Origin of the sequence: Shewanella mytili (assembly GCF_046765975.1) — a bacterium.
GTDB classification, from domain to species: Bacteria; Pseudomonadota; Gammaproteobacteria; order Enterobacterales; family Shewanellaceae; genus Shewanella; species Shewanella mytili.
On record NZ_JBKOUD010000007.1, the window covers coordinates 132,347 to 154,041 of the forward strand.

A 21,695-nucleotide genomic window follows, 5' to 3' on the forward strand; every position below is an offset into this window, starting at 1 on the left:
TCCTTGGAGTTTTTAAGGTTGAGCAACAACCTCGGCACCGGCCGCAGGCTGACAAACAAACACATCAGCCGTCAGGCCGCTGTGTTTAGGGTAATTGGTGGCAATTTGACTTTTGACTTCGGTAATCAGCGCCACGGGCATCAACGCCACCACGCAGCCGCCAAAACCGCCACCGGTCATGCGGACGCCCCCTTGGGAGCCCACAATGCTGTCCACCAGGGTGACCAGATAATCAACCGGGGGCACCGTAATGGCAAAATCATCCCGCATGGATGCATGAGACTGCGCCATCAGTTGGCTCATGGTAGCCATGTCACCATGCGCCAGCGCCTTGGCGGCCTGCAGCGTTCGGCAATTTTCCGTTACCACATGACGCACCCTGCGAGCGGTAACATCATCAAGCCTGGCGGCAATGTCACCGATATCCTCCGGGGTTAAATCCCGTAACGCCCCAACGCCATAGTGGGCCGCGCCAGCCTCACATTGGGCCCGGCGGGCGTTGTATTCGCTCCCCACCAGCCCACGTTGTACATTGGAGTTAATAATCACCAAAGCCCACTCCCGGGGAAAAGCCACCGGGGTGGCGCTCAAGCTGCGACAATCAATCAATAATGCGTGATGTGGCTGACCCTGCGCGGAAATCAGCTGGTCCATGATGCCGCTGTTACACCCAACAAAGCGGTTTTCCGCTTGCTGCCCCGCTTTGGCAAGCTGTAAGCGGCTTAAGGCGCATCCGGCTATGGTGGACAGCATCAGCCCCAAGGCAACTTCCAGTGAGGCTGACGAGCTCAGCCCGGCCCCTTTGGGAATATTGCCGCTGATCAGCAAATCGCATCCCACCAACGCCGCCCCCTGGGATTGCAGCATCAGCACCACACCGCGCACATAATTGGCCCAGGAATATTCGCCATGGTGCGTAATGGCATCATCCAGCAGGATGTCATCCCACTGCTGGTGATAATCGGCGGCCACCACCCGAATGCGGTTACTGCCATTAATGCGCCCCAGCACGTGGGTGGAAAAATCAATGGCGCAAGGCAGCACAAAACCGTCGTTATAATCGGTATGCTCGCCAATCAGATTCACCCGGCCCGGGGCCCTGACATGATAAGTGGCCCGCTGGCCGAAGCAGGACGCAAAAGATTGTTGCAACGCGTGGATGGCCAAGCTCATAAGCCACCTTTCGCCGCTTTGTAGTGAATGGGCGACTGCTGACGCAGCCGTTCTGCGGCCTGCTCAGGCGTCATGTCACGCTGGGCTTCGGCCATCATCTCGTAACCCACCATGAATTTTTTAATGGTGGCCGAGCGCAGTAACGGCGGATAAAAATGGCCATGCAGTTGCCAGTGACAACGCGCCGAGGCGTCGGCGTAATCGGCTGTGTAAGGCGCCCCATACCATCCCATGGAATACGGGAAAGCACATTGAAACAGGTTGTCGTAACGGATGGTGAGCTGTTTTAGGATGTCTGCCAAAGCCAACTGCTGTTGGGGCGACAACGCTTCCATGCGGGTGACATGCGCCTTGGGCAGCACCAGGGTTTCAAAGGGCCAGCAGGCCCAATAAGGCACCACCACCAGCCAGTGTTCGTTTTCCAGCACGGTGCGGGCGCCATCATCCAGCTCCCGCTGGGCATAGTGCACTAACAGGTTACGCCCATGCTGCGCCAGGTATTGCCGCAAGGCGGCATCGGTACGGGCCGGCAAGGTCGGAATGGCCGAGCTGGCCCAGATTTGCCCGTGAGGATGGGGGTTGGAGCAGCCGTTAATAACGCCTTTGTTCTCGAATATCTGCACCCACTGATAGTGCTGGGACAACTCCCGGTACTGGTTTATCCATTCGCCAATCACCTGCTGGATTTGCTCAACAGACAGCTCCGGCATGGTCAGGCTGTGATCCGGGGAATAACACAATACGCGGCTGGTGCCCTGCACGGAGGCGGCAACAAATAAACCATCATCATTTTTGCTGTCTGCCGGGCTATCCGGCTGCAATGCCGCAAAATCATTGGTGAACACATAAGGGGCTTGGTAACGGGGGTTGCTATCGCCATTCACCCGTTGATTTCCGGGGCAGAGAAAACAGTTGGCATCATAAGTGGGCACTTGCGCCAACGCCGGGGTTTCTCGCTGTCCGAGCCATGGGCGTGCCGCCCGGTGCGGTGACACCAGCACCCAGTCACCGGTTAACGGATTATAACGGCGATGGGGATGCTCTTTGACATTAAATGTTGACATATAGGCTTATTTTCATACCACGTTTACTGCGCTCATCGTCATCAACCGGCAAAACTCGCCCCGTTGGAACACAGCAGTTAACAATCGCCACCCTTATCGGTGCATGCTTGATATCCGGCAGGCGTGATGCCCGGACAAAATAACGCCGGATGATACCATTAAATTCAGCAGATGCACGGTTAACAACTCAACGATTGCTGAATAATGCTGCCGCGCAGGCTTAAAGGCCCACCAGCGCGACGTCAAAATGCGGGCAACGTTACCGTGCCCTTAAAGGGGCTGGGCGGTCATCCACAAGCCATAAAAAAACAGCAAGGCTCACGCCTGCTGTCCATACACATGCCCCGCTTAACGCCCCTGGCCAGATAGCCCAAAAGGCTGTGGTTATCACAGCCTTCAGCCCCGGCATCAGTGGCGGCGGGCACGCCCGTTAACTTTCGTCCTGATGATCTTCAAAGTAGGAGTCCGGGATCAGGTGCCCCAGCTCATGGGATTTGGTTTTGAGATAAAATTCGTTGTAACGGTTTTTGCCCACCTGCAATGGCACCCGCTCGACCACTTCAATGCCAATATCTTTCATTGCGGTCATTTTGCGGGGGTTATTGGTCATCAGTCGCACCTTGTGCACGCCGATTTTCTCCAGCATGGGGGCAATCATGTCGTATTTGCGCATGTCTGCCGGGAACCCCAGTTGCTCGTTGGCCTCCACGGTGTTCGCCCCCTTATCTTGCAGGGCATAGGCACGAATCTTGTTCAACAGGCCAATGCCGCGGCCTTCTTGTCGCAGGTACAAAATAAAGCCCCGTCCCTCGGCGGCAATGTTTTGCATGGCGGTTTGCAACTGAAAGCCGCAATCACAACGCAGGCTGAACAGGGCATCGCCGGTCAGGCATTCAGAATGGATACGTCCCAGCATCGGCTCATCGGCATTCAGCTCACCAAAAGTCAATGCCACATGTTCCTTGCCGGTTTCGGTATCTTCAAAACCGTGCATGGTAAAAATGCCCCAGGGAGTGGGCAACTTGGCGGTGGCAATATATTTAATTGACATGGATTAACCTTAACTACTGCTCTCATTCTATGAGACGGTTAATGTCTCTCAAGGCAGAGACTCACATACTTATGGATTCAGGCGGGTCATTTTAGGCGGTTTTATGGCGGATCGGAATACCCAGAAGCCTCAGTCTCAACATGAAAGCACTGTCATCACCGCCTACCTGGCACAACCGGCAGGCCGGGGAGTATAGCAAGTTGACGCGGAGACAACAGTGATTTACGGATAAAAGCGCCGTTTTCCTGCGGGGAGACCTATCCCTGCGGATGCTCATGCAGATGGTGCACCACCTGGTTGCTTGACCCCCGGTACAACAAGGACGGGTCGGCCAGCGACTGATCAAACTTGCCGTCAATCAGTACATCGATATAGGGTAAAACGGCACGCTGGGCGGGACTCAGCTCGCTGAGCTTATATCCGGTCCACAACCAGATATCCTTGCCCTGACACTCGGCGCGCACCCGTTTTAACAACTGCAGGATGGCCGGAACATTGGCCGGAAACAGCGGATCGCCACCGGATAATGACAACCCCCGGCGGTGAATGCGGGTATCGTTCAAATCCTGAATGATTTGATTTTCCAGCTGCTCATCAAATGGATGGCCGGAACGGGGATCCCAAGTAGACTGGTTATAACAACCACGGCACTGGTGTTCGCAACCGGAGACAAATAATGTACAGCGGGTACCGGGGCCATTTACCACATCTACCTGATAATAACGATGATAATTCATAAGGCTACCCTCAGGTGCGCCTTGGTGGCGCACCTTTGCTTTGTACTTACAGATGTTTTACCCGACGTTTGACTTCTTCCTGTTTGCCCTGGTTAAACGGCCGCGCATCCGGACTGCCAAGATACCCGCATACCCGGCGGATAACCGATACCCGCGCCGGATCGTGGTTACCGCATTTCGGGCAGACAAAGCCTTTGCTGGTACAGCTGAATTCGCCGGTAAAACCGCAATCGTAACACTCGTCAATGGGAGTGTTGGTGCCATAGTACGGCACCCGGCTGTAGCTGTAGTCCCACACGTTTTCCAGCGCTTCCACGTTATGCTGCATGTTGGGATATTCGCCGTAGCAAATAAAGCCGCCATTGGAGATTTCAGGGTAAGGCTGTTCAAAATCGATTTTATCGTAAGGGTTCACCGATTTTTCCACGTCCAGATGGAAACTGTTGGTGTAATAGCCTTTGTCGGTAACACCGGGCACCAACCCGAAGGTTTTGGCATCCAGTTTGGCAAAACGGTTACACAGGTTTTCGCTGGGGGTGGCGTACAGGCTGAAACCGTAACCGGTTTCCTCTTTCCAGCGTACGGTGGCCGCCTTGAGATAAGCCACCATATCCACGGCTTTCTGGCGCAGGGTTTCGCTGTCATAAACATGGGTAGCGGTGCCATACAGGGCATTGATGGCCTCATGAATACCGATGTAACCCAGCGAAATGGACGCCCGGCCGTTTTTGAAGATGTCCGCCACGTTGTCATCCGCCTTCAGGCGTACGCCACAGGCCCCCTCCATATAAAGAATGGGTGCCACCCGGGCCTTGACGTTTTTCAACCGGTCAATACGGCTATCGAGCGCCTTGCGGGCCACATCCAACCGTTTATCCAGCAGCTGATAAAACGCTTTTTCATCACCCTGGGCTTCCAGTGCAATACGCGGCAGGTTAAGGCTTACCACCCCAAGGTTGTTGCGCCCTTCGTGCTGCAACTGGCCGTCTTGCTCGTAGGCTCCCAGGAAACTGCGGCAACCCATCGGCGTTTTGAAAGAGCCGGTCACCCGCACCACTTCATCGTAATTGAGGATATCCGGATACATGCGCAATGTGGAGCAGCGCAGTGCCAGCTGTTTTACATCGTAATTGCAGTCACCCGGCTTGTGGTTGACACCGTCGCGAATGGCAAAAACCAGTTTGGGGAATACGGCGGTTTTATGGTTTTTACCCAAACCTTCCATGCGGATTTTCAAAATGGACTGCTGAATGAGCCGTGACTGCCAACTGGTGCCAAGCCCGAAGCCCAACGTGACAAAAGGCGTCTGGCCATTGGCGGTGTGCAGGGTGTTGACTTCATATTCCAGCGACTGGAATGCATCGTGGCACTCTTTTTCCGTGCGCTCTTCGGCATAGGCGGCCGCGTTTGCAATGCCCCACTTTTGCGCCACTTCCATATGCTTGTCATAGCTGTGGGTCACAAAAGGTGCCAGCACTTCATCAATGCGGTTAATGGTGGTGCCGCCGTAAATATGGCTGGCCACCTGGGCAATAATCTGTGCGGTAACCGCCGTTGCAGTTGAAATGGAGCGAGGGGTTTCAATTTCGGCGTTGCCCATCTTGAAGCCGTGATTGAGCATGCCGCCCAAGTCAATCAGCATGCAGTTGAACATGGGGAAAAATGGCGCGTAGTCCAAATCATGGTAATGGATTTCACCCCGGTCGTGAGCTTCAACCACTTCCTTGGGCAAAATATGATGTTTGGCATAATGCTTGGCCACAATCCCCGCCAGCAGATCACGCTGGGTAGGAATGACTTTGCCGTCTTTATTGGCGTTTTCATTCAGCAAAGAGGTGTTGGTCTGTTCCACCAGACCGCGAATTTCCAGACTCAGTTTGCTACCGGTTTCCCGGCAGATGTCCCGGTCATGACGGTATTCAATGTAGGCTCTGGCGACAGCTTTATACGGACCATCCATCAGCAGGTTTTCAACCCTGTCCTGCAGCTCCTGGATGACGACTTCCGCCTTGTCTTTTACCGCGGCAGAAACCACTGCAGCCACGGTTGCTGCATAGTCGACGTCGTTAATACCACAGTGCGTCGAGGCTGCCAGCACCGCATCCCGAATTCTGCTTTCATCGAACTGAGTACGGCACCCATCCCTCTTAATCACTACTGGCATAATCTTCACTCCGTTTTGTTATCACTATATATAGTGGTAGTTTTTTAACCAAATACTATATGTGGTAAGATTAGGCTACAAAACGGGGTTGGGGATATTGATCTGGATCATGTTATGAGAGTGCACCGGTCACTTGGCAAAAATTCTTGCTGTAACCCGCTGATTGTAACTAATTGCTACTTGACCCCATGGGCCGTTAGCGATAATGCACCGCCAAGATGAACGGAAAATGAAGCCGTCACTGCCATGACGAATGCTTGAAGCCAGTGCTGAAAAACATGCGCACCCAAGCCGTGTTCCCCCGGTGGCAACTACAATCCCAATGCCGCTTTGATCAGGGGCTCGGCCTGCTTGACCGCATCTTCGCCGGCGGCAATGGCCTCCTTGGCCCGATGAAACTCCATGGTGCCGATTTCCGACACCTTGGGCATCAGGCAGATATCCGGCGGGTCGCCAATCAAGCGCGCCCTTTTGTGCCGCTGCTCCAGAATGTCCATGGACTGGGACATCACCGCCAGCATGCCCGGCTCGGTTTTGTTGCCAAGGGAAAACTTGTTGGTGAGGCCGGCGATATAATCCTTTCCTTTGGCCAGCAAATCCATGAAGCCTGACTCATTATGCGCAGAAGTTTTGACAACCGTGTCGGCATCCACTGTCTCGCTGGCAGCTTTCTGGCTGTTAAGGTCCACCGGCAACACCTGGATTTTTTCCCGGCGGTAACCATGCAAATCCACCCCAATCACCAACTGGCAGCCCATGGCCCTGGCCACGGAAACCGGAATGGGATTGACCACCGCACCATCCACCAGCCAGCGATGCCCTTGCCTCACCGGCGACATGAAGCCCGGCATGGAGCAGGAAGCACGCACCGCCTGGCGCAAATCCCCCTGCCGAAACCAGACCTCCTGACCGGAGTACAAATCCGTAGCCACGGCAATAAACGGTTTTTTCAGATCTTCAATCAGCAACTCGCCAATACGGTTTTGAATGGCATCAAACACCTTGTCGCCGCTGATAAGCCCGCCACGGCGCCAGCTGATATCCATCAGCCCCAGAACGTCCCAGCTGGAGAAACTGCACACCCACTCTTCAAGCTCTTCCAGGCGGTTATTGGCATAGGCGGCCCCCACCAGCGCCCCCACCGAGCATCCGGCAATCCTATCCGGCGCTATGCCCATTTGCGCCAAGCCTTTGAGCACACCAATATGTGCCCAGCCTTTGGCAGCACCACTGCCCAAGGCAATACCGATAGAGGGTAACGCATCTTGCATCTGTGTCTGGCTCCTGTTCATCAGGTGGTGATTAAAGACTCAAGCCCTATCGCATACTATGGGGCAAATCGAGACAAACTCAAGCACTGCCCTAGGGGCTGACCAAGAAAAATCTCGGTTATCACGACAGTAAAACTGCCCAACACCATAAAAATCGCTATAATATGCCCCCGCTGAATTTTATGGAGACAACCTTTGCAATTTTCCGATTTTTCGTTGGATAAACGCCTGCTGCAATCCCTGAACCATCTTGGGATAACCCAGCCTACCGAAATCCAGGCCAGTGCGATTCCCGTTGCCTTGGCCGGACGGGATCTGATGGCGTCATCCAAAACCGGCTCCGGTAAAACCCTGGCGTTTTTACTGCCGGCATTGCAAAGGCTGATGTCCACCCGAGCCCTCAGCAAACAGGACCCAAGAGTGCTGATTTTGCTGCCCACCCGGGAGCTGGCCAATCAGGTATACAGTCAGCTGCGGTTACTGGTGGCCAACACCCAATACAAGGCCGTCAGCATTCTGGGGGGGGAGAACTTTAACGATCAGGCCAAAGCCCTGGCGCGCAATCCCCATTTCATTGTGGCAACCCCCGGGCGAATTGCCGATCACCTATTGCAACGCCACCTCTACCTTAACGGGCTGGAGCTGCTGATTTTGGATGAAGCGGATCGCATGCTGGATTTAGGTTTTGCCGCCCAGTTGCGCATCATTCATCGGGCAGCGGATCACCGCCGCCGTCAAACCCTGATGTTTTCGGCCACACTGGATCATGAACACATTCATGAACTGGCCGCCGAGTTGCTGAACAAACCGGAACATGTGGCCATCGGCTCCAGCCACGAGCTTCATCAGGACATCTGCCAGCGGGTATATCTATGTGATCATCTGGATCATAAAGAAGCACTGTTGCAAGCTCTGCTGCAACAGGAAACCCACAAACAGGTGATTATTTTCACCGCTACCCGGGATGATACTGAACGGCTGGCCACCAAGCTTACGCAACAAGGTTACAGTGCACTGGCACTGAGCGGCGACCTGAAACAAAGCGCACGCAACCAGATAATGGACCAATTCAGCCGCGGGCAGCAGCAAATCCTGGTGACCACCGATGTGGCCTCAAGGGGGCTGGATTTACTTAATGTGTCGCTGGTGATCAACTTTGACATGCCCAAATTCGCCGAAGAATACGTGCACCGCATTGGCCGTACCGGCCGCGCTGGTGCCAAAGGCGATGCCATCTCTCTGGTGGGGCCTAAAGACTGGGAAGCCTATCTTCGGATTGAAGCGTTTTTGGGCCAGTCACTGCCCCGCACGGTAGTGGAAGGACTGGCACCCAAGTTTACAGGGCTGCGCCCGCCCAAAATCTGGTCGCAACCTAAGCCTCGTGCCAAAGCTGCCACCCAGGTGAAAAAAGCGTCGAAAAAACCAGGCAAGGCGCCCTCCCGGGATAAACGTTTTCTCACTGCGGTTGATGCGGGAGATGCCCCCATCCGCCGTAAACCTGCGCCGGCAGCAATGCCGGACAATCAAGAATCTGAAGAATGAAACGGCAATGGCCGTTACTGGATGCAAGGATATTTATGCGAGTTTGTGGTGTTGAGTTAAAAGGTAGCGAAGCGGTAATCTGCATGGTGAGTTACAAGGGCGACAGTTACAACGTGCCCGAGTGCCGCCGACACTCGTTTACCCTGAGTGATCATGAAGGCCAGGAAGCCATCCGCGAATTTCACTTTGCCTTCCATAAACTGCTGGAAGACTACCACGTGGATGAAGTGGCCGTCATTGCCCGGGAATACAAAGGCAAACAAGCCGGCAGTGCCAGCAGCTTCAAGCTGGAAAGCGCCATACAGTTGGGTAATACGCCGGTGGTGATGATCACGCCCCAAGCCATCCGTGCCCAGAATAAACGCAACCCGCCGTTGGTGGATTTTGCCGTGCTGGAGCTGCGCAAATTCCAGCAACCGGCGTTTGAAGCCGCTTATGCCTATTTAACCCAGAAACGTTTTGCCAAAGACTGATGGGCATTGATTATCTGGCCCATTACAGTGATGCTGTACGCGCCCAGGTTGCGGCGCTGCAGCAACAGGGCCGGTTATCCGCCTGGCTGCTAAGCCGCCATCCAAAGACCCACCAAATCCGCTCCGACCGGGCGTTGTATGATTTCACCATGGCGCTCAAAAGCCGCTATCTGCGCCAATCGCTCCCGTTAGCCAAAGTGTGTTTTGATGACAAGATAACCCTGAGCCATCAAGCGCTGGGGCTGCACAGCTATGTGCCAAGGCGTCAGGGTAACCGCCTCAAAAGCAAAAATGAAATCCAGATTTCCTCCCGCCTGAAACGAGTACCAGAAGCATTTTTACGCATGCTGGTGATCCATGAACTGGCCCATCTGAAAGAAAAACAGCACAACAAAGCCTTTTACCAATTGTGCTGTCACATGGCGCCGGATTATCACCAACTGGAATTTGAATTACGGGTCTACCTGCTGTTGGCCGATGCCGGCAGTGACCCTTATAAAGAGACCCTCAGGCCGCAGGCAACGTAGCCTTATATCCCCATTACCGGGCAACCGTTGCGCTTTGTAATCTTTTTTCCTTTAAACTTAAACGCTTGTGTGAACTGTACACCTGCCGGGTTTTTCCATGACCGTCCACAAGAAACCCATCCATTTCCACCGACATGAATGTTGAGAGCGGATGGATTTCCAACCGGCCAAGCTCGCCAAGATTGGCCCCAAGCAGTGCCCGTTTACCATTGGCATAAAACGTTGAGTCCTGATCGCGACATTCCCCGTCAATATACAACTTGGCACCCTGACGCCAGTGATTCATGATTTTTACCTGATGATTTCCCAAGGTGAACTCAAATACCTTATACACGGTCACGCTCCTGTGTTATTCCTGCATTCCTGAAAACATTGCAACAGCAACTGCCCGCCTATTTAGCTTCATCCGCAATGATTTTGTCAAATCGGCTATCCCCGTGTAACGTGGCAAAATCCTTCTCGTCCTTGGCGGCTTCCGATAATGAAGCGCTATGTTCAATGGCCAGGGTAAGATCGGAAATCGCCTGATCCTCTGCCCCCAGACGGCTATAAGCACAGGCCCGCTGATACAGTGCATTGGCATTTTGCGGGTCCACTTCCAGTACCCGATTGCAAATGCTCAGTGCCCAGTGGTATTCATCCATTTCCATGGCGGCATCCGCCATATAGGTCAGGGCTTCCAAATCCCCCGGGCGGATTTTGAGGATTTCATTGTAAATATCGATTTTCTGTTCCGGTGTCGGTGAATGCTGCGCCCGGATCCACAGGTTATGAATTTCGTTAATACGCTCAATTTCTTTGTTGTTTTCACTGATAATGCGGGATTTTCGTTTCAACTCCCGTTCCATCTCCTGAAACTTCTTCTCATAGCGTTCAGCAATATCATCCAGCTTCTGGTTAGCCATGCGCTGGGTATTCACCCGAATGTCCCGCAATGACTGCCAGCCAACCAGTGCAATGAGCGAAGCGGCAGCCGCAATCAGGTAAAAGAAGTAGGTCACGGTGACATTGGCGTAATTCATGGATTTGTCCGCCACGGCCAGCTCCCGGTCGGTGATCTGACGAATGACGCGCTGTTCCAATGACTGCTGATCCTGTCGCAGGGATTTGAGCTCATCGAGCACGTAACGCTCCATCAGCGGTTTATCGTAAAGGCTTTGCTTGGCATAGGATGAAGGCGCCTCCGCCGCCATTCCCTGCCAGGGTATCAATAACAGTAGCAGTAAGAGTGCCAGGCGCATGCAACCTCCGGTGATGTGTCCACAATCACCTCAGACTAACAAATCCTTGTTGTGCCTGACAAATCCCGGGGCTGAAAGTAACAAGGGCCGCCAATGGCAGCCCTTGTATCCCCGGTGTGCACTTACCCCAGGTTCATGACCCGTTTGCGCATGGCCACCAGTTTTTCAAAGGTGCGTTTGTCTTGCGCTGACAAGTGACCTGCCATGGGGATTTTGGCGGTCATGGGATTTACCGGATGCCCGTTGATATGAAACTCGTAATGCAGGTGCGGGCCGGTAATTCTGCCGGTGGCCCCTGACAAGGCAATCACCTGCCCGCGGCTGACACGCTGCCCTTTATGCACTAGCGCTTTGGAGAGGTGCAGGTAACGGGTGGTATATTTGCTGTCATGTTCAATCACGACGTACTTGCCGGCATAAGGGTGATTGGTCACCCGGGTAACCACGCCGTCACCGGTTGTGACCACTTTGGTGCCGACGGGGGTGGCGAAATCCGTACCGTTATGGGGTGAGGTGCGCCCGGTCACCGGGTGATGACGATGACGGTTAAAGGCCGAGCTGATACGGTATTTTTTCAATAATGGCAAACGCTGGAAGGCCCGAACCAGACTCTGGCCGTTTTCATCATAGAAGTTGCCATCGCTGTTCTGGAACGCGGTAACGTGATGACGGCCCATATTGAGGCTGACGCCCAAGATACGGCTGACGCCGGTGGACTCACCCGCCACGAACTGATCGTTCAACAACACGGAAAAACTGTCACCGGCGCGCAAATCTCGGGCAAAATTCAGTTTGTCTTTCAACAACATTTCAATGCGCTGGATTTCGGCAGCACTTAAGCCCACTTTTTCGGCAGAACGGTAAAAAGAGCCATGAATGCTGCCACTGATGATGCGATCCTGCCAATCGCCGGGCAGGTTGATTTCCTTGACTTCATAGCCCCCTTCCGGATAGCGGCTGAAGACCACCTGCCGGGCGGCGTTGAAATGCAACTCCAGTTTGCTCAGGTTTCCCTGATCATCCAGCCAGAAACTGATGCGGTTACCGGGCATGAGGGTGTCAAGCGCCAGCACATCCAAATCCGCTTCCAGCACTTTGTACATGGTTTGCTGATCCACCCCGGCACGGGAAAACAGCGCGCTAAGGGTGTCGCCGGGGGCAATGGTCTGTACAAAGGAAGGCGCCATGATGGCAGGTGCCATCACCGTGGTGACAGGCTGGCTTAGGATACTGTCCACATCCAGTTGCAAAGGAACCCGTTGCGGACTGAACTGCTGGCTGCTGGGCCACAAAACAGCGGCGCCAATCAGCAGCACGCTGGCACACAATAAGGATTTGTGAATGGTCGGCAGCGCTTGCAAACGCATCATAGGATTCACGCTCAACCATGACATTTTCTCTGTTTGCACCCGTCTTCTCCCGTACAACTGCCGATAAAACCCCTGAAAAATTAGGGAAACGTCAACGTTATATCAAAAAAAAGCCCGGACACAAGCATTACATGCCAAACCTGTCACATTCGGTACAAAATTAGCGGATTCAGGCGTGCATCTTATGGAATGACCACCTGAATGGTACTGCCGCGTTGCTGTTTGTGGATGTCGATGCGGGCGCTCATCTGCTCTTTCATTTCCGACACATGGGAGATGACCCCAATCGTGCGGCCACCGGCCTGCAAATCGGTTAATGTGCGGATTGCCAGTTCCAGGGAGTCCTGATCCAGACTGCCAAACCCTTCGTCAATAAACAGGGTATCGAGCCGGATCCCACCGGCATAAGCCTGCACCACATTGGATAACCCCAGCGCCAACGCCAAGGCCGCCATGAAACTTTCGCCGCCGCTCAAGGTGGCCACCGGCCGCACCCTGGAGCTATAGGCATCTTCCACTTCCAGCTCCAGTCCGGAAGCCTTGTTACCCTTGGCACGCTCCTCTTTACGCAATAACCGGTAACGGCCTTTACTCATCAGCGACAAACGGTCACTGGCTTGCAGCAACACGTCATCAAGCAATACGCTCAACACAAAGCGTTGCAGGCTCAATTTGCTTTGGTTGTTGCCATTGGCCACATCCGCCAATGTGCCCACCACGGCGTATTGTCCATCCAGTGCCTGCAAGGCCTTGGCTTCTTGTGCCAGCTTGGCGGCAGCCTGCTTGAGATTGGCCATTTGCGTATGCAGCTGCTGCCACTGGGCCTCTGCCTGCTGCCATTGTTGCTGTTTGCCATCAAGGGCGGCTTGCAGCTGGCCAAGCTCGGGTTTTACCTGCGCCTGCAGTTTTTGCTGCAAGGCATCCAACTGACCGGTCAGCTGATCCCACTGTTTATCCCAGTCCCGCAGTTGCTGCTCCATGGTCGTCATGGCATGGCCATCGCGGGTTGCCTGCGCCAACGCTTCAAGGCTGGCAAACTCCGCTGCCTGCAGTTGCGCTTGCAATTGGCTTTTGGCCTGTTGCTGGCGCTCAATGGCTTGGGTCAGTTGCTGCTGGCAGTATTGCAATTCGCTGTCTGCTTGCGTCGCCGCGGTGCCGGCTTGCTGATAATGCTGCTGCACCTGGGCCATTTTGGCGGTAAGTTCGGCCAGCACCTGTTGCTGCTGGGTTTGTTGCTGCTGCACTTGCTTTACGGCTGCCGCCGGTGCCAGTGCTTGCAATGCCGGGGGCAATTGCCGCTGCTGCTCGCTGAGAATGCCTTGGGTGGTACCCAGTGCGGCCGACAGAGTGGAGGTTTGCAGCTGGCATGCGTCCAGTTGCTGCTGCAGCTGTTGCAACGCCAGCTCTGATTGGGCCAGGCGCTGCTGCTGCGCTTCATGTTCCGTGGTGGCATGGAGCGCCGCTTCCAGTGCCTGTTGATTACGCTGCTGCGCAGCCTGCAACTCGGCCAGGCTTTGCCACGGGCACTCGGCCAGCAGTTGTTGCTGCTCATGCAGTTGCTGTTGCAGCGGCTGCAATCTGTCCCGCAGGCTTTTGTATTCGCTGCGCAGATCATCATAAGCGCTACGTGCCTGTTCCAGTTGCTGCTGCGCCTGCTCCAGCTGTTCACTGCTCGGAAGGGATACTTCGCTTTTGGCTGGATCAGGATGCTGACAGCTGCCACATACCGGACACGGCTGCTGTGGTTGCAGCTCTCGGGCCAGAATGGCAGCCTGGCCCTGATGCCAACGCAGTTGCAACTCCTTATAGTGCGTTTCTGCCTGCTGTTTTTGCTGTTTAGCCTGCAAGCCCGCGCTTTGGGCACGCTCAAGGGCCTGTTGCAGCTGTTGCTGTTGCGCTGTCAGCGCATCCCGTTGCTGCCATTGCTCCTGCTGGCGGCTGAGCGCAAATTGCTGTTGCTGTAGCCCGCTCACGCTGGCGGCATGTGTTGCTAACTGGCGGATGGTGGCTTGCAGTGCCAGCCGTTGCTGTTGCTGTTCGGTCAATGCCTGGCGCTGGTGCTGCGCTTGTTGCTGTGCGGTGCCAAGCTGCTGTTGCTGCTTGTGCAGTTGTTGTTGCTGCCGTTCCAGCTCCGCCAGTAAAGGTTGCAACTGCTGCAATTGTTGCAACTGCAGCTGCCCTTGCTGCTGTTGCTGCTCCATTTGGGGTAACTGCGCCTGCGCTGCCGATGCCTGTTGCAGATGTACCTTGGCCTGATCATGTTGCAGCTCTGCCTTGTGCAATGCCTGCTGGGCCTGGGTTAACTCCTGTTGGCGTTGTTGCAGCTGCATAACCGCTGGGTTGAGTTTTTCCGCCCTCCGGGCTTGCGATAGTTGCTGCTGCAGCAACTGCTGTTGGGGCGCTTGGTGACTTAAAGCCGCTTTTTGCTGTTGCAACCGCTCACAGGCATCAAACTCCAAGGCCAGCGCTTTAGCCGCTTCCAGTGCGGTCAATGCCTGTTCTTTGCCATGTTGCGCCTGTTGTTTTGCCTTGGTGGCCGCTTCATATGGCGCACTGAGGGCGATGATGCCTTGCTCAAGGGCTTCGGGAGTTTCCACCCCAGCGGTTTCCAAAATGCCCTGTTGGCGCTGCTGCATGTCCCGGGCATTGGCTTTAATCTCCAGTGCCTGCTGTTTCAAGCGCTCTTCAATACGGCTGTAAATGTGGGTTTGAAACAGCTGGCTGAAAATTTTCTCCCGCTCTTTGGAGTCGGCCAGTAACAATTCCCGAAATTTACCCTGGGGTAACACCATCACCTGCCTAAACTGATCCACATCCAGTCCGGTAAGGTCTTGCACCATGGCGGTAGCGTCAGTGACCTTATTGGCCACCAGCAGCTCTTCGCGGCCATCGGCATGGATGCGCCACAATTGGGCCTCGCTTTTTTGTGGCGTAAAGCCCTCGCCCCGACTTTTGGCCCGCATCTGCTCCGGTACCCGGCGAATGCGGTAGCGCCGCTGTCCCAGCTCAAAGGTAAACTGCACCTGAGTGAGCAGCTCGTCATCAGCATAATCACAACGCATCTGACTGCCTTCGCGCTCGTTACCGGTGGTTTTACCGTAAAGGGCAAAGCAGATGGCGTCGAGAATGCTGGTTTTCCCCGCACCCGTAGGGCCATTTATCAAAAACAACGGATTATCGCCCAAGGCGGTAAAGTCAATCTGCTGGGTATCGGCAAAAGGGCCAAAAGCGGCCAGCGTCAGCGTCAGGGGTTTCATTGCAGCTCTCCTTTGTGCAATGTTTCTATCAGCGTGGTGATGGCCTGCTGCTGGGCTTGATTCATGGGCTCCCCGGCCACCTGACTGAAAAAGTCGCCGAACATCTCCAACTCCCCTTTTTTAATGCGCTCACGGCCTGAATTGTCCTGGCGCTGACGGGCCATCAATCCGGTACGTTCCAGATGCAACACATTGGGATAACGGCTGCGAAGACGCCCCATGGGATCCAGTAATGCCTGAGTATCGCTAAGACGCACCATCAGGTAGTCATCGGTGGCGGGGTCATTATCCGCCTGTTGCAGCAATGCTTCCAAAAACCCTTCGATAATCCGGACATCATGCTTGGGTGTGATGGGTAACAGGCTCACTTTGGCGCTTTGGCCCGGGTGCAGTTCCACCAGGGTGACCGATTTTTTTTGCCGAACTTCACTGAAAGAGTATTTGAGGGGTGAGCCGGAATAGCGGACATGCTCACTGCCCCGATATTGGGGGCCATGGAGATGCCCCAAGGCGGTGTAATCGAATGGCTCAAACAAGCCGGGGTCAATCCTGTCTGCCCCACCTATGCTCAGCGGCCGCTCGGATTCCGACTCACTGCCACCGTCCAGAAAGCAATGTGCCACCACCACTTTGGGCAATCCTTGGCTGTCATGGGCGCTCACTTGCTGCAGCAGCTTCTCCATGGCCTGTTGATGACTGCTGATGCTGTCATCCTGCAACAGATGCCGCACCATTGCAGGCTCTGCATAAGGGATGGGATAAAACCAGCAGTCCTTGATGCGCAGCCCTTGAATCTGAGGCTGCAGCGGGCCGCTGATGTAAAGGCCGCTCTGCGCCATTTGCGAGGCGCCAAATCCCAGCCGTTCATGGCTATCGTGATTGCCGGCAATCAGCAATACCGGAATATGCAATTGGCCGATGAAATCATCCAGGAAATTATTCAGCAGCGCCACCGTTGCCGCGGCGGGAATGGCACGATCATAAATATCCCCCGCCACCACCAAGGCATCCACCTGATGTGTAACGGCCAAGTCGCGAATTTGCGCCAGCATGTGCGCCTGCTCGTCCAGCAACGGCTCGTTATGCAGTTGCCGCCCCAGATGCCAATCAGAAGTATGCAGAAATTTCATCAGCCGTCCCTGTCATTGCGCGGTGATTAAAAGAAGTCCCAATGATATTGTTCGGCCAACAATTTAAGGCTCATGGCCAGTGACATGGTCACCACCAGGGGACGGATGATTTTGGTCCCTTTGGTGACCACCAGCCGGGAGCCCAGCGTGGCGCCTACCGCTTGCCCCGCCAACATCACCAGCCCCAATAACCAAACGACTTTGCCACCTAATGCGAAAAATAACAGCGATGAGATATTGGTGGCAAAATTAAGCACTTTGGCATGAGCTGTGGCCTTTGCCAAACCAAACCCCGCCAGCGTCACACAGCCCAGGGCAAAAAAGCTGCCGGTGCCTGGGCCAAAAAAGCCGTCATAAATCCCCACCCCCAGCGCTACCGTAAAGGCAAAGGCTGTAGGCTGCAGCACTCTGGCACGGTCACCTTCCGTCAGGTTTTTCGCAAACAAGAAATAGCAGCCAATGGCAAGGATCAAAAACGGCAATAACAGCTTCAGCACCCCGGCATCTACCATCTGCACCAGGATGGTGCCCACCGCCGCGCCGCACAGGGCGCACACGATGGACAACTTCATTTGACCGAGCTTGACCATTCCCTTGCGCACAAAATACACGCTGGCAAAAAAGCTGCCGCCACAGGCCTGCAATTTATTGGTGGCCAATGCGGCCGCTGGCGACAACCCCACCCACATCAAGGTGGGAATGGTGATCAGGCCGCCGCCACCGGCAATGGCGTCAATGAAGCCGGCCACCAGTGCCACCGTGAATAAAATGAGTGCTAGTTGTAAAGTGAATTCAATTTCCATTTTCAGTCGTTAAGGTTTCAGGCAAGTAAAAAAGTGCAGGCGGTTTTGCGCAAGCGATAAACACAAAAAGGCCGGGTGTGATGTCAAAAGCCACCCAAGGGGTGGCTTCTCATAACAGGCATCAGACGAGATTAATAGTGGCAGTGTTCGTCACACTCATGCTCATCATCTCCGGCAAATTCATCACCGTCTTGATGTTGCATCACGCCCCAACCGTCTGTCATGCCATCAAACTGCATGGCAAAATCATTAAGGGCCGTTTCCTTGGCCACAATGGCATCGTAACCCGGCACCATTTTGACTGACGCCGTGATTTCCCACTTGTCGATATCTTCATTGAAGTTCAGTTCAACTTCATGTTCAGCGGCAGCGGTTAAATCTTCCAGGGCCGATTCCGCATCGCGTTGCTCAGCAAACACCAGGAAAAAATCCACCACCAGCGCTTGGGACAGATCCATTCCGGCGTCCTGCATGGCCTGCAGCATCTGGCCATTATCATCATCAGGGAATTGCATTGATATCCTCTCTTAAACAGCCGCAACCACTTTGACCTGTTGCCCTTGATAGGACACCAGATCGCCTGCCAGCAGTTTTTTACGTTTACGGGTTTCAACTTCACCATTAACACTGACCAAACCTTCAGCAATAACATGCTTGGCTTCAGCGCCATCGCCGCTCAAGCCTTCGGCCTTGAGCAGTTTGTAAAGTTCAATGAAGGCTTCATCCGGCCTCAGGGAAAATTCAGATACGTGTGACACTTAAGGTTGCCTAATCAGAAAAACTGGGGAGATTATAGCAACCGCCGGTGCAGGCCGTCACCACGATTGGACAGCAATTCGGTAATCTTCGGCCAGCAGACCGAAATAACATTCATCCTGCCACTCGCCACGGAGCTGACAATGCTGCCGTAACACCCCTTCCTGCTGAAAGCCGCATTTTTGCAGCACACGGGCCGAGGCAACATTGGGCAGCACGCAACGCGCCACCACTTTATGCACTTGCTGGGTGGCCATAAGCCATGGCAGTATCAGCCTCATGGCTTCGGTGGCATAGCCCTTGCCTTGCTGATGGCCCATCAGCAGATAGCCCAATTCCCATTGTTGCAGCACATCATCAGTAAGACACAGACCGATAAGCCCGATAAAATCCCCGTGCAAAGATTCTATCACCAGCGCCTGCCACTCGCCTTCAGCCAAGCCAGGGCCTTGAGTACATAGGGCGAATCTTGCGGCAATAACGCTCTGTGGCTCAACTTCCCGGATATAACGATTTACCTGTACATCTTGATTTATCTGAAGAAACACCGGCCAATCCTGCGATGTTATCCAGCGTAAGTGAATGCGCTCACCGCAAAGGGACTCATGTGATGACACAACATGCCTCCATAAAAACGGCCATGCACATGCATGGCCGCGCTATGCCAAACGGCAAATATTAACTTTTACAATACATTAGGCTTTTGCTGGCTGGCAATCCAGCGGTTGATTTTTGCCTCAAGCACCGCCATGGGCAAGGAACCCGAGGTCAACACCTCATCATGGAAAGCCTTCAAGTCAAAACCATCGTCCAGCGCCTGCTCAGCCTTGTGTCGCAGCTCCAGTATCTTGAGTTGCCCCACTTTGTAAGACAGCGCCTGCCCAGGAATGGCCATGTAACGTTCCACCTCGGCGATAATATCGCTCTCAGCCAGTGGCGAATTGTCTTTCATATACTGAATGGCCCGTTCGCGGCTCCAGCCTTTGGCATGCATGCCGGTATCGACCACCAGCCGCATGGCCCGCAGCATCTCATCAGACAGTTTGCCAAAATACTGGTAAGGGTCCTGGAACAATCCCATTTCGATACCCAAGTATTCGGCATACAGCGCCCATCCCTCTTCAAACGCGGTATAGCTGCCAAAGCGCTGAAACTCCGGGATCCCTTGCAGCTCCTGCTTGATGGAAATCTGGAAATGATGACCCGGTGAGGCTTCATGCAGCGACAAAGTGGTCATGCCCCATTTGGGCTGGGCCTTGAGATTGAACGTGTTCACGTAAAAAATCCCCGGACGGGAGCCGTCCACAGCCGGCGCCTCATAGGAGGCGCCAGCCGCGGATTGCTGCCGGAAAGCTTCTACCGGTTTCACCACATAATCAGCTTTGGGCATGACATGGAAATACCGGGGCAATACGGCATTGATCCGCTGTTTTACGTCGCCATAGGCCTCGATTAATGCATCTGGCGTCTTGAAAAAGTACTGGGGTTCTGATGACAGGGCAGCAAAAAAAGCCTTTAAATCACCCTGGAATCCCACCTGACGGCGCACCCGGTCCATTTCGCCCAAAATCCTAGCGACTTCCTGTAACCCCATCTGATGGATTTCCGCCACCGGCATGGTGGTGGTGGTGTGGTAGTTGGCCAGATGCTGATACCAGGCTTGGCCGTCGGGCAAATCCCAAAAACCCGTGCTGTTACGGGCGGCCGGCAGATACACATCGTGGAAATAATCCCGCAAGGAGCGAAATGCCGGTAATAACTCCTCACTTATCATGCGCCGATAAGCAGCCGTAATGCTGGCCTGCTCCGCCTTGGAAAAGGAGGCCGGGAACTGTTTTACCGGGGCAAAGAAAATACTCTCTTGCGGTTCGGCCACCAACTGCGCATCCAATTGGGGAATAATGCGCTCCACCAGCACTTTGGGCAGTACCACATGGGCCGCAATCCCTTCATCCATACGCTGTTTGGCCAGGGTTAACCATTGCACGAATCCGCTGACCCGCTGCTGCCAATTGGCGTAATCTTCGAGGGTATTAAAGGGTTGGGCACTTTCAGCACTGCCCAGCTGCACCATGGTAATCACCGTGCTGTAAAACTGCGTTATCGGCATTAAATAATCCGGAAACCTGTCGCCCGCAAGCGCCATTTGCCGGTCATAAACAAACATGTCGTAACTCAGCTGCAATTGCGGCGATAACGCCTGGCGATCCAACGCTTGAACCTCAGCCAGATAGTGCTGGTTAAGGCGATGGCGGGCCTGACGGTACTCATCCGTCAAGTTGGTATCAAATTCAGCATTATACCGGTTAACCCCCACAAACGTGGCGTATAACGGCTCAAGCTGCAGATAATCCTTGAAATAACCCTCGGCAATGGCCTGATACTGTTGCTCAGGATTTTGCGCTTGAGCCTGCATGCCGGCATCTGGCACGTTACTGCCGCTTCCCGCTTGATAGCTGCAGGCCGTCATGCCCAATACGGAAATCATGACCGTTGATAACAAAAAACCACGTTTCATTCTGTTAATTCTCCCAAGGCTGCTCCCAAATGTGCCAGCTTCACTATACTTTGCCAATAGCCCTTAATGAGCCATTATCCATGATCTATTCATTCAGCAACTCCGGTTTTCGGGATCCGGAAACCGGCGTCTACAACCAAACATATTTCATGGAAGTATTTCACCGGGAATGGTATCGGCATTTACGGGAACAGCAAAGTCTGGCGCTGGTGTATTTATTTCCATTAGTGCCCGGCATGGTCAACCATCCCCATCTATTGGATTTTTTTGCCGGCAGGGTGCAGTCTTCTTTGCTAAGGGCCACCGATATACTCGCCAGAATCAATCAGCAGTGCTTTGCCATTGGCCTTTTCAATGTGGATGAAACCGGTACCCACACGGTGATTGACCGAGTCACAAGCCAGCTGCAGGCATTTTCAGCTGAATATCAACAACATCATGGCGTGGCACTGGATTACCACATGGCAGCCTGTTTATGCCGCCCTTCTGCCGATAAAAAACCGGAAGAGATGTTTAAACAGGTAGAAAGCAGCTGTGCCACGGGTGAATATAAACTGGCTGCCGACAAAAAAATCCCCGTTACTATTCAATAAATCCAGCTTCAGTACAAGTGCGGCA

20 protein-coding genes are annotated in these 21,695 nt (G+C 54.1%); 4 read left to right on the forward strand and 16 right to left on the reverse strand.

What is annotated here, in order from left to right; genetic code table 11:
- Positions 1-12: 12 nt before the first annotated feature.
- From galK to rssA, 6 genes are all read right to left on the reverse strand, one after another.
- Positions 13-1,173 (reverse strand): galactokinase, encoded by a 1,161-nt coding sequence (galK, locus tag ACIDEJ_RS08965; protein ID WP_411987730.1) that lies wholly within the window; start codon positions 1,171-1,173, stop codon positions 13-15.
- On the reverse strand, positions 1,170-2,237 hold the full coding sequence (locus ACIDEJ_RS08970; RefSeq protein WP_411987731.1) for a UDP-glucose--hexose-1-phosphate uridylyltransferase: 1,068 nt from the start codon (positions 2,235-2,237) through the stop codon (positions 1,170-1,172). Before ACIDEJ_RS08970 ends, galK begins: the two co-directional genes overlap by 4 nt.
- Positions 2,238-2,667: 430 nt before the next feature.
- On the reverse strand, positions 2,668-3,288 hold the full coding sequence (gene ribA / locus ACIDEJ_RS08975; RefSeq protein WP_411987732.1) for a GTP cyclohydrolase II: 621 nt from the start codon (positions 3,286-3,288) through the stop codon (positions 2,668-2,670).
- Between the two features lie 257 nt (positions 3,289-3,545).
- On the reverse strand, positions 3,546-4,025 hold the full coding sequence (gene nrdG / locus ACIDEJ_RS08980) for an anaerobic ribonucleoside-triphosphate reductase-activating protein (RefSeq protein WP_411987733.1): 480 nt from the start codon (positions 4,023-4,025) through the stop codon (positions 3,546-3,548).
- Positions 4,026-4,071: 46 nt separating this feature from the next.
- Positions 4,072-6,189, reverse strand: coding sequence for an anaerobic ribonucleoside-triphosphate reductase (nrdD, locus tag ACIDEJ_RS08985; RefSeq protein ID WP_411987734.1), 2,118 nt, complete (start codon positions 6,187-6,189; stop codon positions 4,072-4,074).
- A 311-nt stretch (positions 6,190-6,500) separates the two neighbouring features.
- Positions 6,501-7,460, reverse strand: a complete 960-nt coding sequence (gene rssA, locus ACIDEJ_RS08990; protein ID WP_411987735.1) for a patatin-like phospholipase RssA — start codon at positions 7,458-7,460, stop codon at positions 6,501-6,503.
- Positions 7,461-7,655: 195 nt separating this feature from the next.
- Between rssA and ACIDEJ_RS08995 the strand changes: the two genes are divergently transcribed.
- The 3 genes from ACIDEJ_RS08995 to ACIDEJ_RS09005 are packed head-to-tail and all read left to right on the forward strand — an operon-like array spanning position 7,656 to position 10,002.
- Positions 7,656-9,002: a DEAD/DEAH box helicase gene (locus tag ACIDEJ_RS08995; RefSeq protein ID WP_411987736.1), complete on the forward strand. Its 1,347-nt coding sequence runs from the start codon at positions 7,656-7,658 to the stop codon at positions 9,000-9,002.
- A gap of 35 nt (positions 9,003-9,037) precedes the next feature.
- A complete protein-coding gene (locus ACIDEJ_RS09000) occupies positions 9,038-9,475 on the forward strand; it encodes a DUF3010 family protein (RefSeq protein WP_411987737.1) in 438 nt (145 codons plus the stop codon).
- Positions 9,472-10,002: a M48 metallopeptidase family protein gene (locus ACIDEJ_RS09005; protein ID WP_411987760.1), complete on the forward strand. Its 531-nt coding sequence runs from the start codon at positions 9,472-9,474 to the stop codon at positions 10,000-10,002. Before ACIDEJ_RS09000 ends, ACIDEJ_RS09005 begins: the two co-directional genes overlap by 4 nt.
- Positions 10,003-10,015: 13 nt before the next feature.
- On the opposite strand, the gene ACIDEJ_RS09010 is transcribed toward ACIDEJ_RS09005, so the two are convergent.
- The 10 genes from ACIDEJ_RS09010 to ACIDEJ_RS09055 form a co-directional block, all read right to left on the reverse strand.
- Positions 10,016-10,336 (reverse strand): hypothetical protein, encoded by a 321-nt coding sequence (locus ACIDEJ_RS09010; RefSeq protein WP_411987738.1) that lies wholly within the window; start codon positions 10,334-10,336, stop codon positions 10,016-10,018.
- 58 nt (positions 10,337-10,394) lie between these two features.
- Complete coding sequence (locus ACIDEJ_RS09015; protein ID WP_411987739.1) at positions 10,395-11,243, reverse strand: TPR end-of-group domain-containing protein; 849 nt, start codon at positions 11,241-11,243, stop codon at positions 10,395-10,397.
- Between the two features lie 122 nt (positions 11,244-11,365).
- Entirely contained in the window at positions 11,366-12,652 is a 1,287-nt protein-coding gene (locus ACIDEJ_RS09020; RefSeq protein ID WP_411987740.1) for a peptidoglycan DD-metalloendopeptidase family protein, read from the reverse strand.
- A 143-nt stretch (positions 12,653-12,795) separates the two neighbouring features.
- Positions 12,796-15,870, reverse strand: coding sequence for an AAA family ATPase (locus ACIDEJ_RS09025; protein WP_411987741.1), 3,075 nt, complete (start codon positions 15,868-15,870; stop codon positions 12,796-12,798).
- A complete protein-coding gene (locus ACIDEJ_RS09030; RefSeq protein ID WP_411987742.1) occupies positions 15,867-17,000 on the reverse strand; it encodes an exonuclease SbcCD subunit D in 1,134 nt (377 codons plus the stop codon). The genes ACIDEJ_RS09025 and ACIDEJ_RS09030 overlap by 4 nt, the downstream gene beginning before the upstream one ends.
- Before the next feature lie 26 nt (positions 17,001-17,026).
- Positions 17,027-17,803 (reverse strand): TSUP family transporter, encoded by a 777-nt coding sequence (locus tag ACIDEJ_RS09035; RefSeq protein ID WP_411987743.1) that lies wholly within the window; start codon positions 17,801-17,803, stop codon positions 17,027-17,029.
- Positions 17,804-17,934: 131 nt separating this feature from the next.
- Positions 17,935-18,318, reverse strand: a complete 384-nt coding sequence (locus tag ACIDEJ_RS09040) for a ribonuclease E inhibitor RraB (RefSeq protein WP_411987744.1) — start codon at positions 18,316-18,318, stop codon at positions 17,935-17,937.
- 12 nt (positions 18,319-18,330) lie between these two features.
- On the reverse strand, positions 18,331-18,561 hold the full coding sequence (locus tag ACIDEJ_RS09045) for an RNA-binding S4 domain-containing protein (RefSeq protein WP_411987745.1): 231 nt from the start codon (positions 18,559-18,561) through the stop codon (positions 18,331-18,333).
- 57 nt (positions 18,562-18,618) lie between these two features.
- Complete coding sequence (locus tag ACIDEJ_RS09050; RefSeq protein WP_411987746.1) at positions 18,619-19,176, reverse strand: GNAT family N-acetyltransferase; 558 nt, start codon at positions 19,174-19,176, stop codon at positions 18,619-18,621.
- A 68-nt stretch (positions 19,177-19,244) separates the two neighbouring features.
- Complete coding sequence (locus ACIDEJ_RS09055) at positions 19,245-21,077, reverse strand: DUF885 domain-containing protein (protein ID WP_411987747.1); 1,833 nt, start codon at positions 21,075-21,077, stop codon at positions 19,245-19,247.
- Between the two features lie 80 nt (positions 21,078-21,157).
- Here ACIDEJ_RS09055 and ACIDEJ_RS09060 point away from each other — a divergent pair, with 80 nt between their 5' ends.
- Entirely contained in the window at positions 21,158-21,670 is a 513-nt protein-coding gene (locus tag ACIDEJ_RS09060) for a GGDEF domain-containing protein (RefSeq protein ID WP_411987748.1), read from the forward strand.
- Positions 21,671-21,695 lie beyond the last annotated feature (25 nt).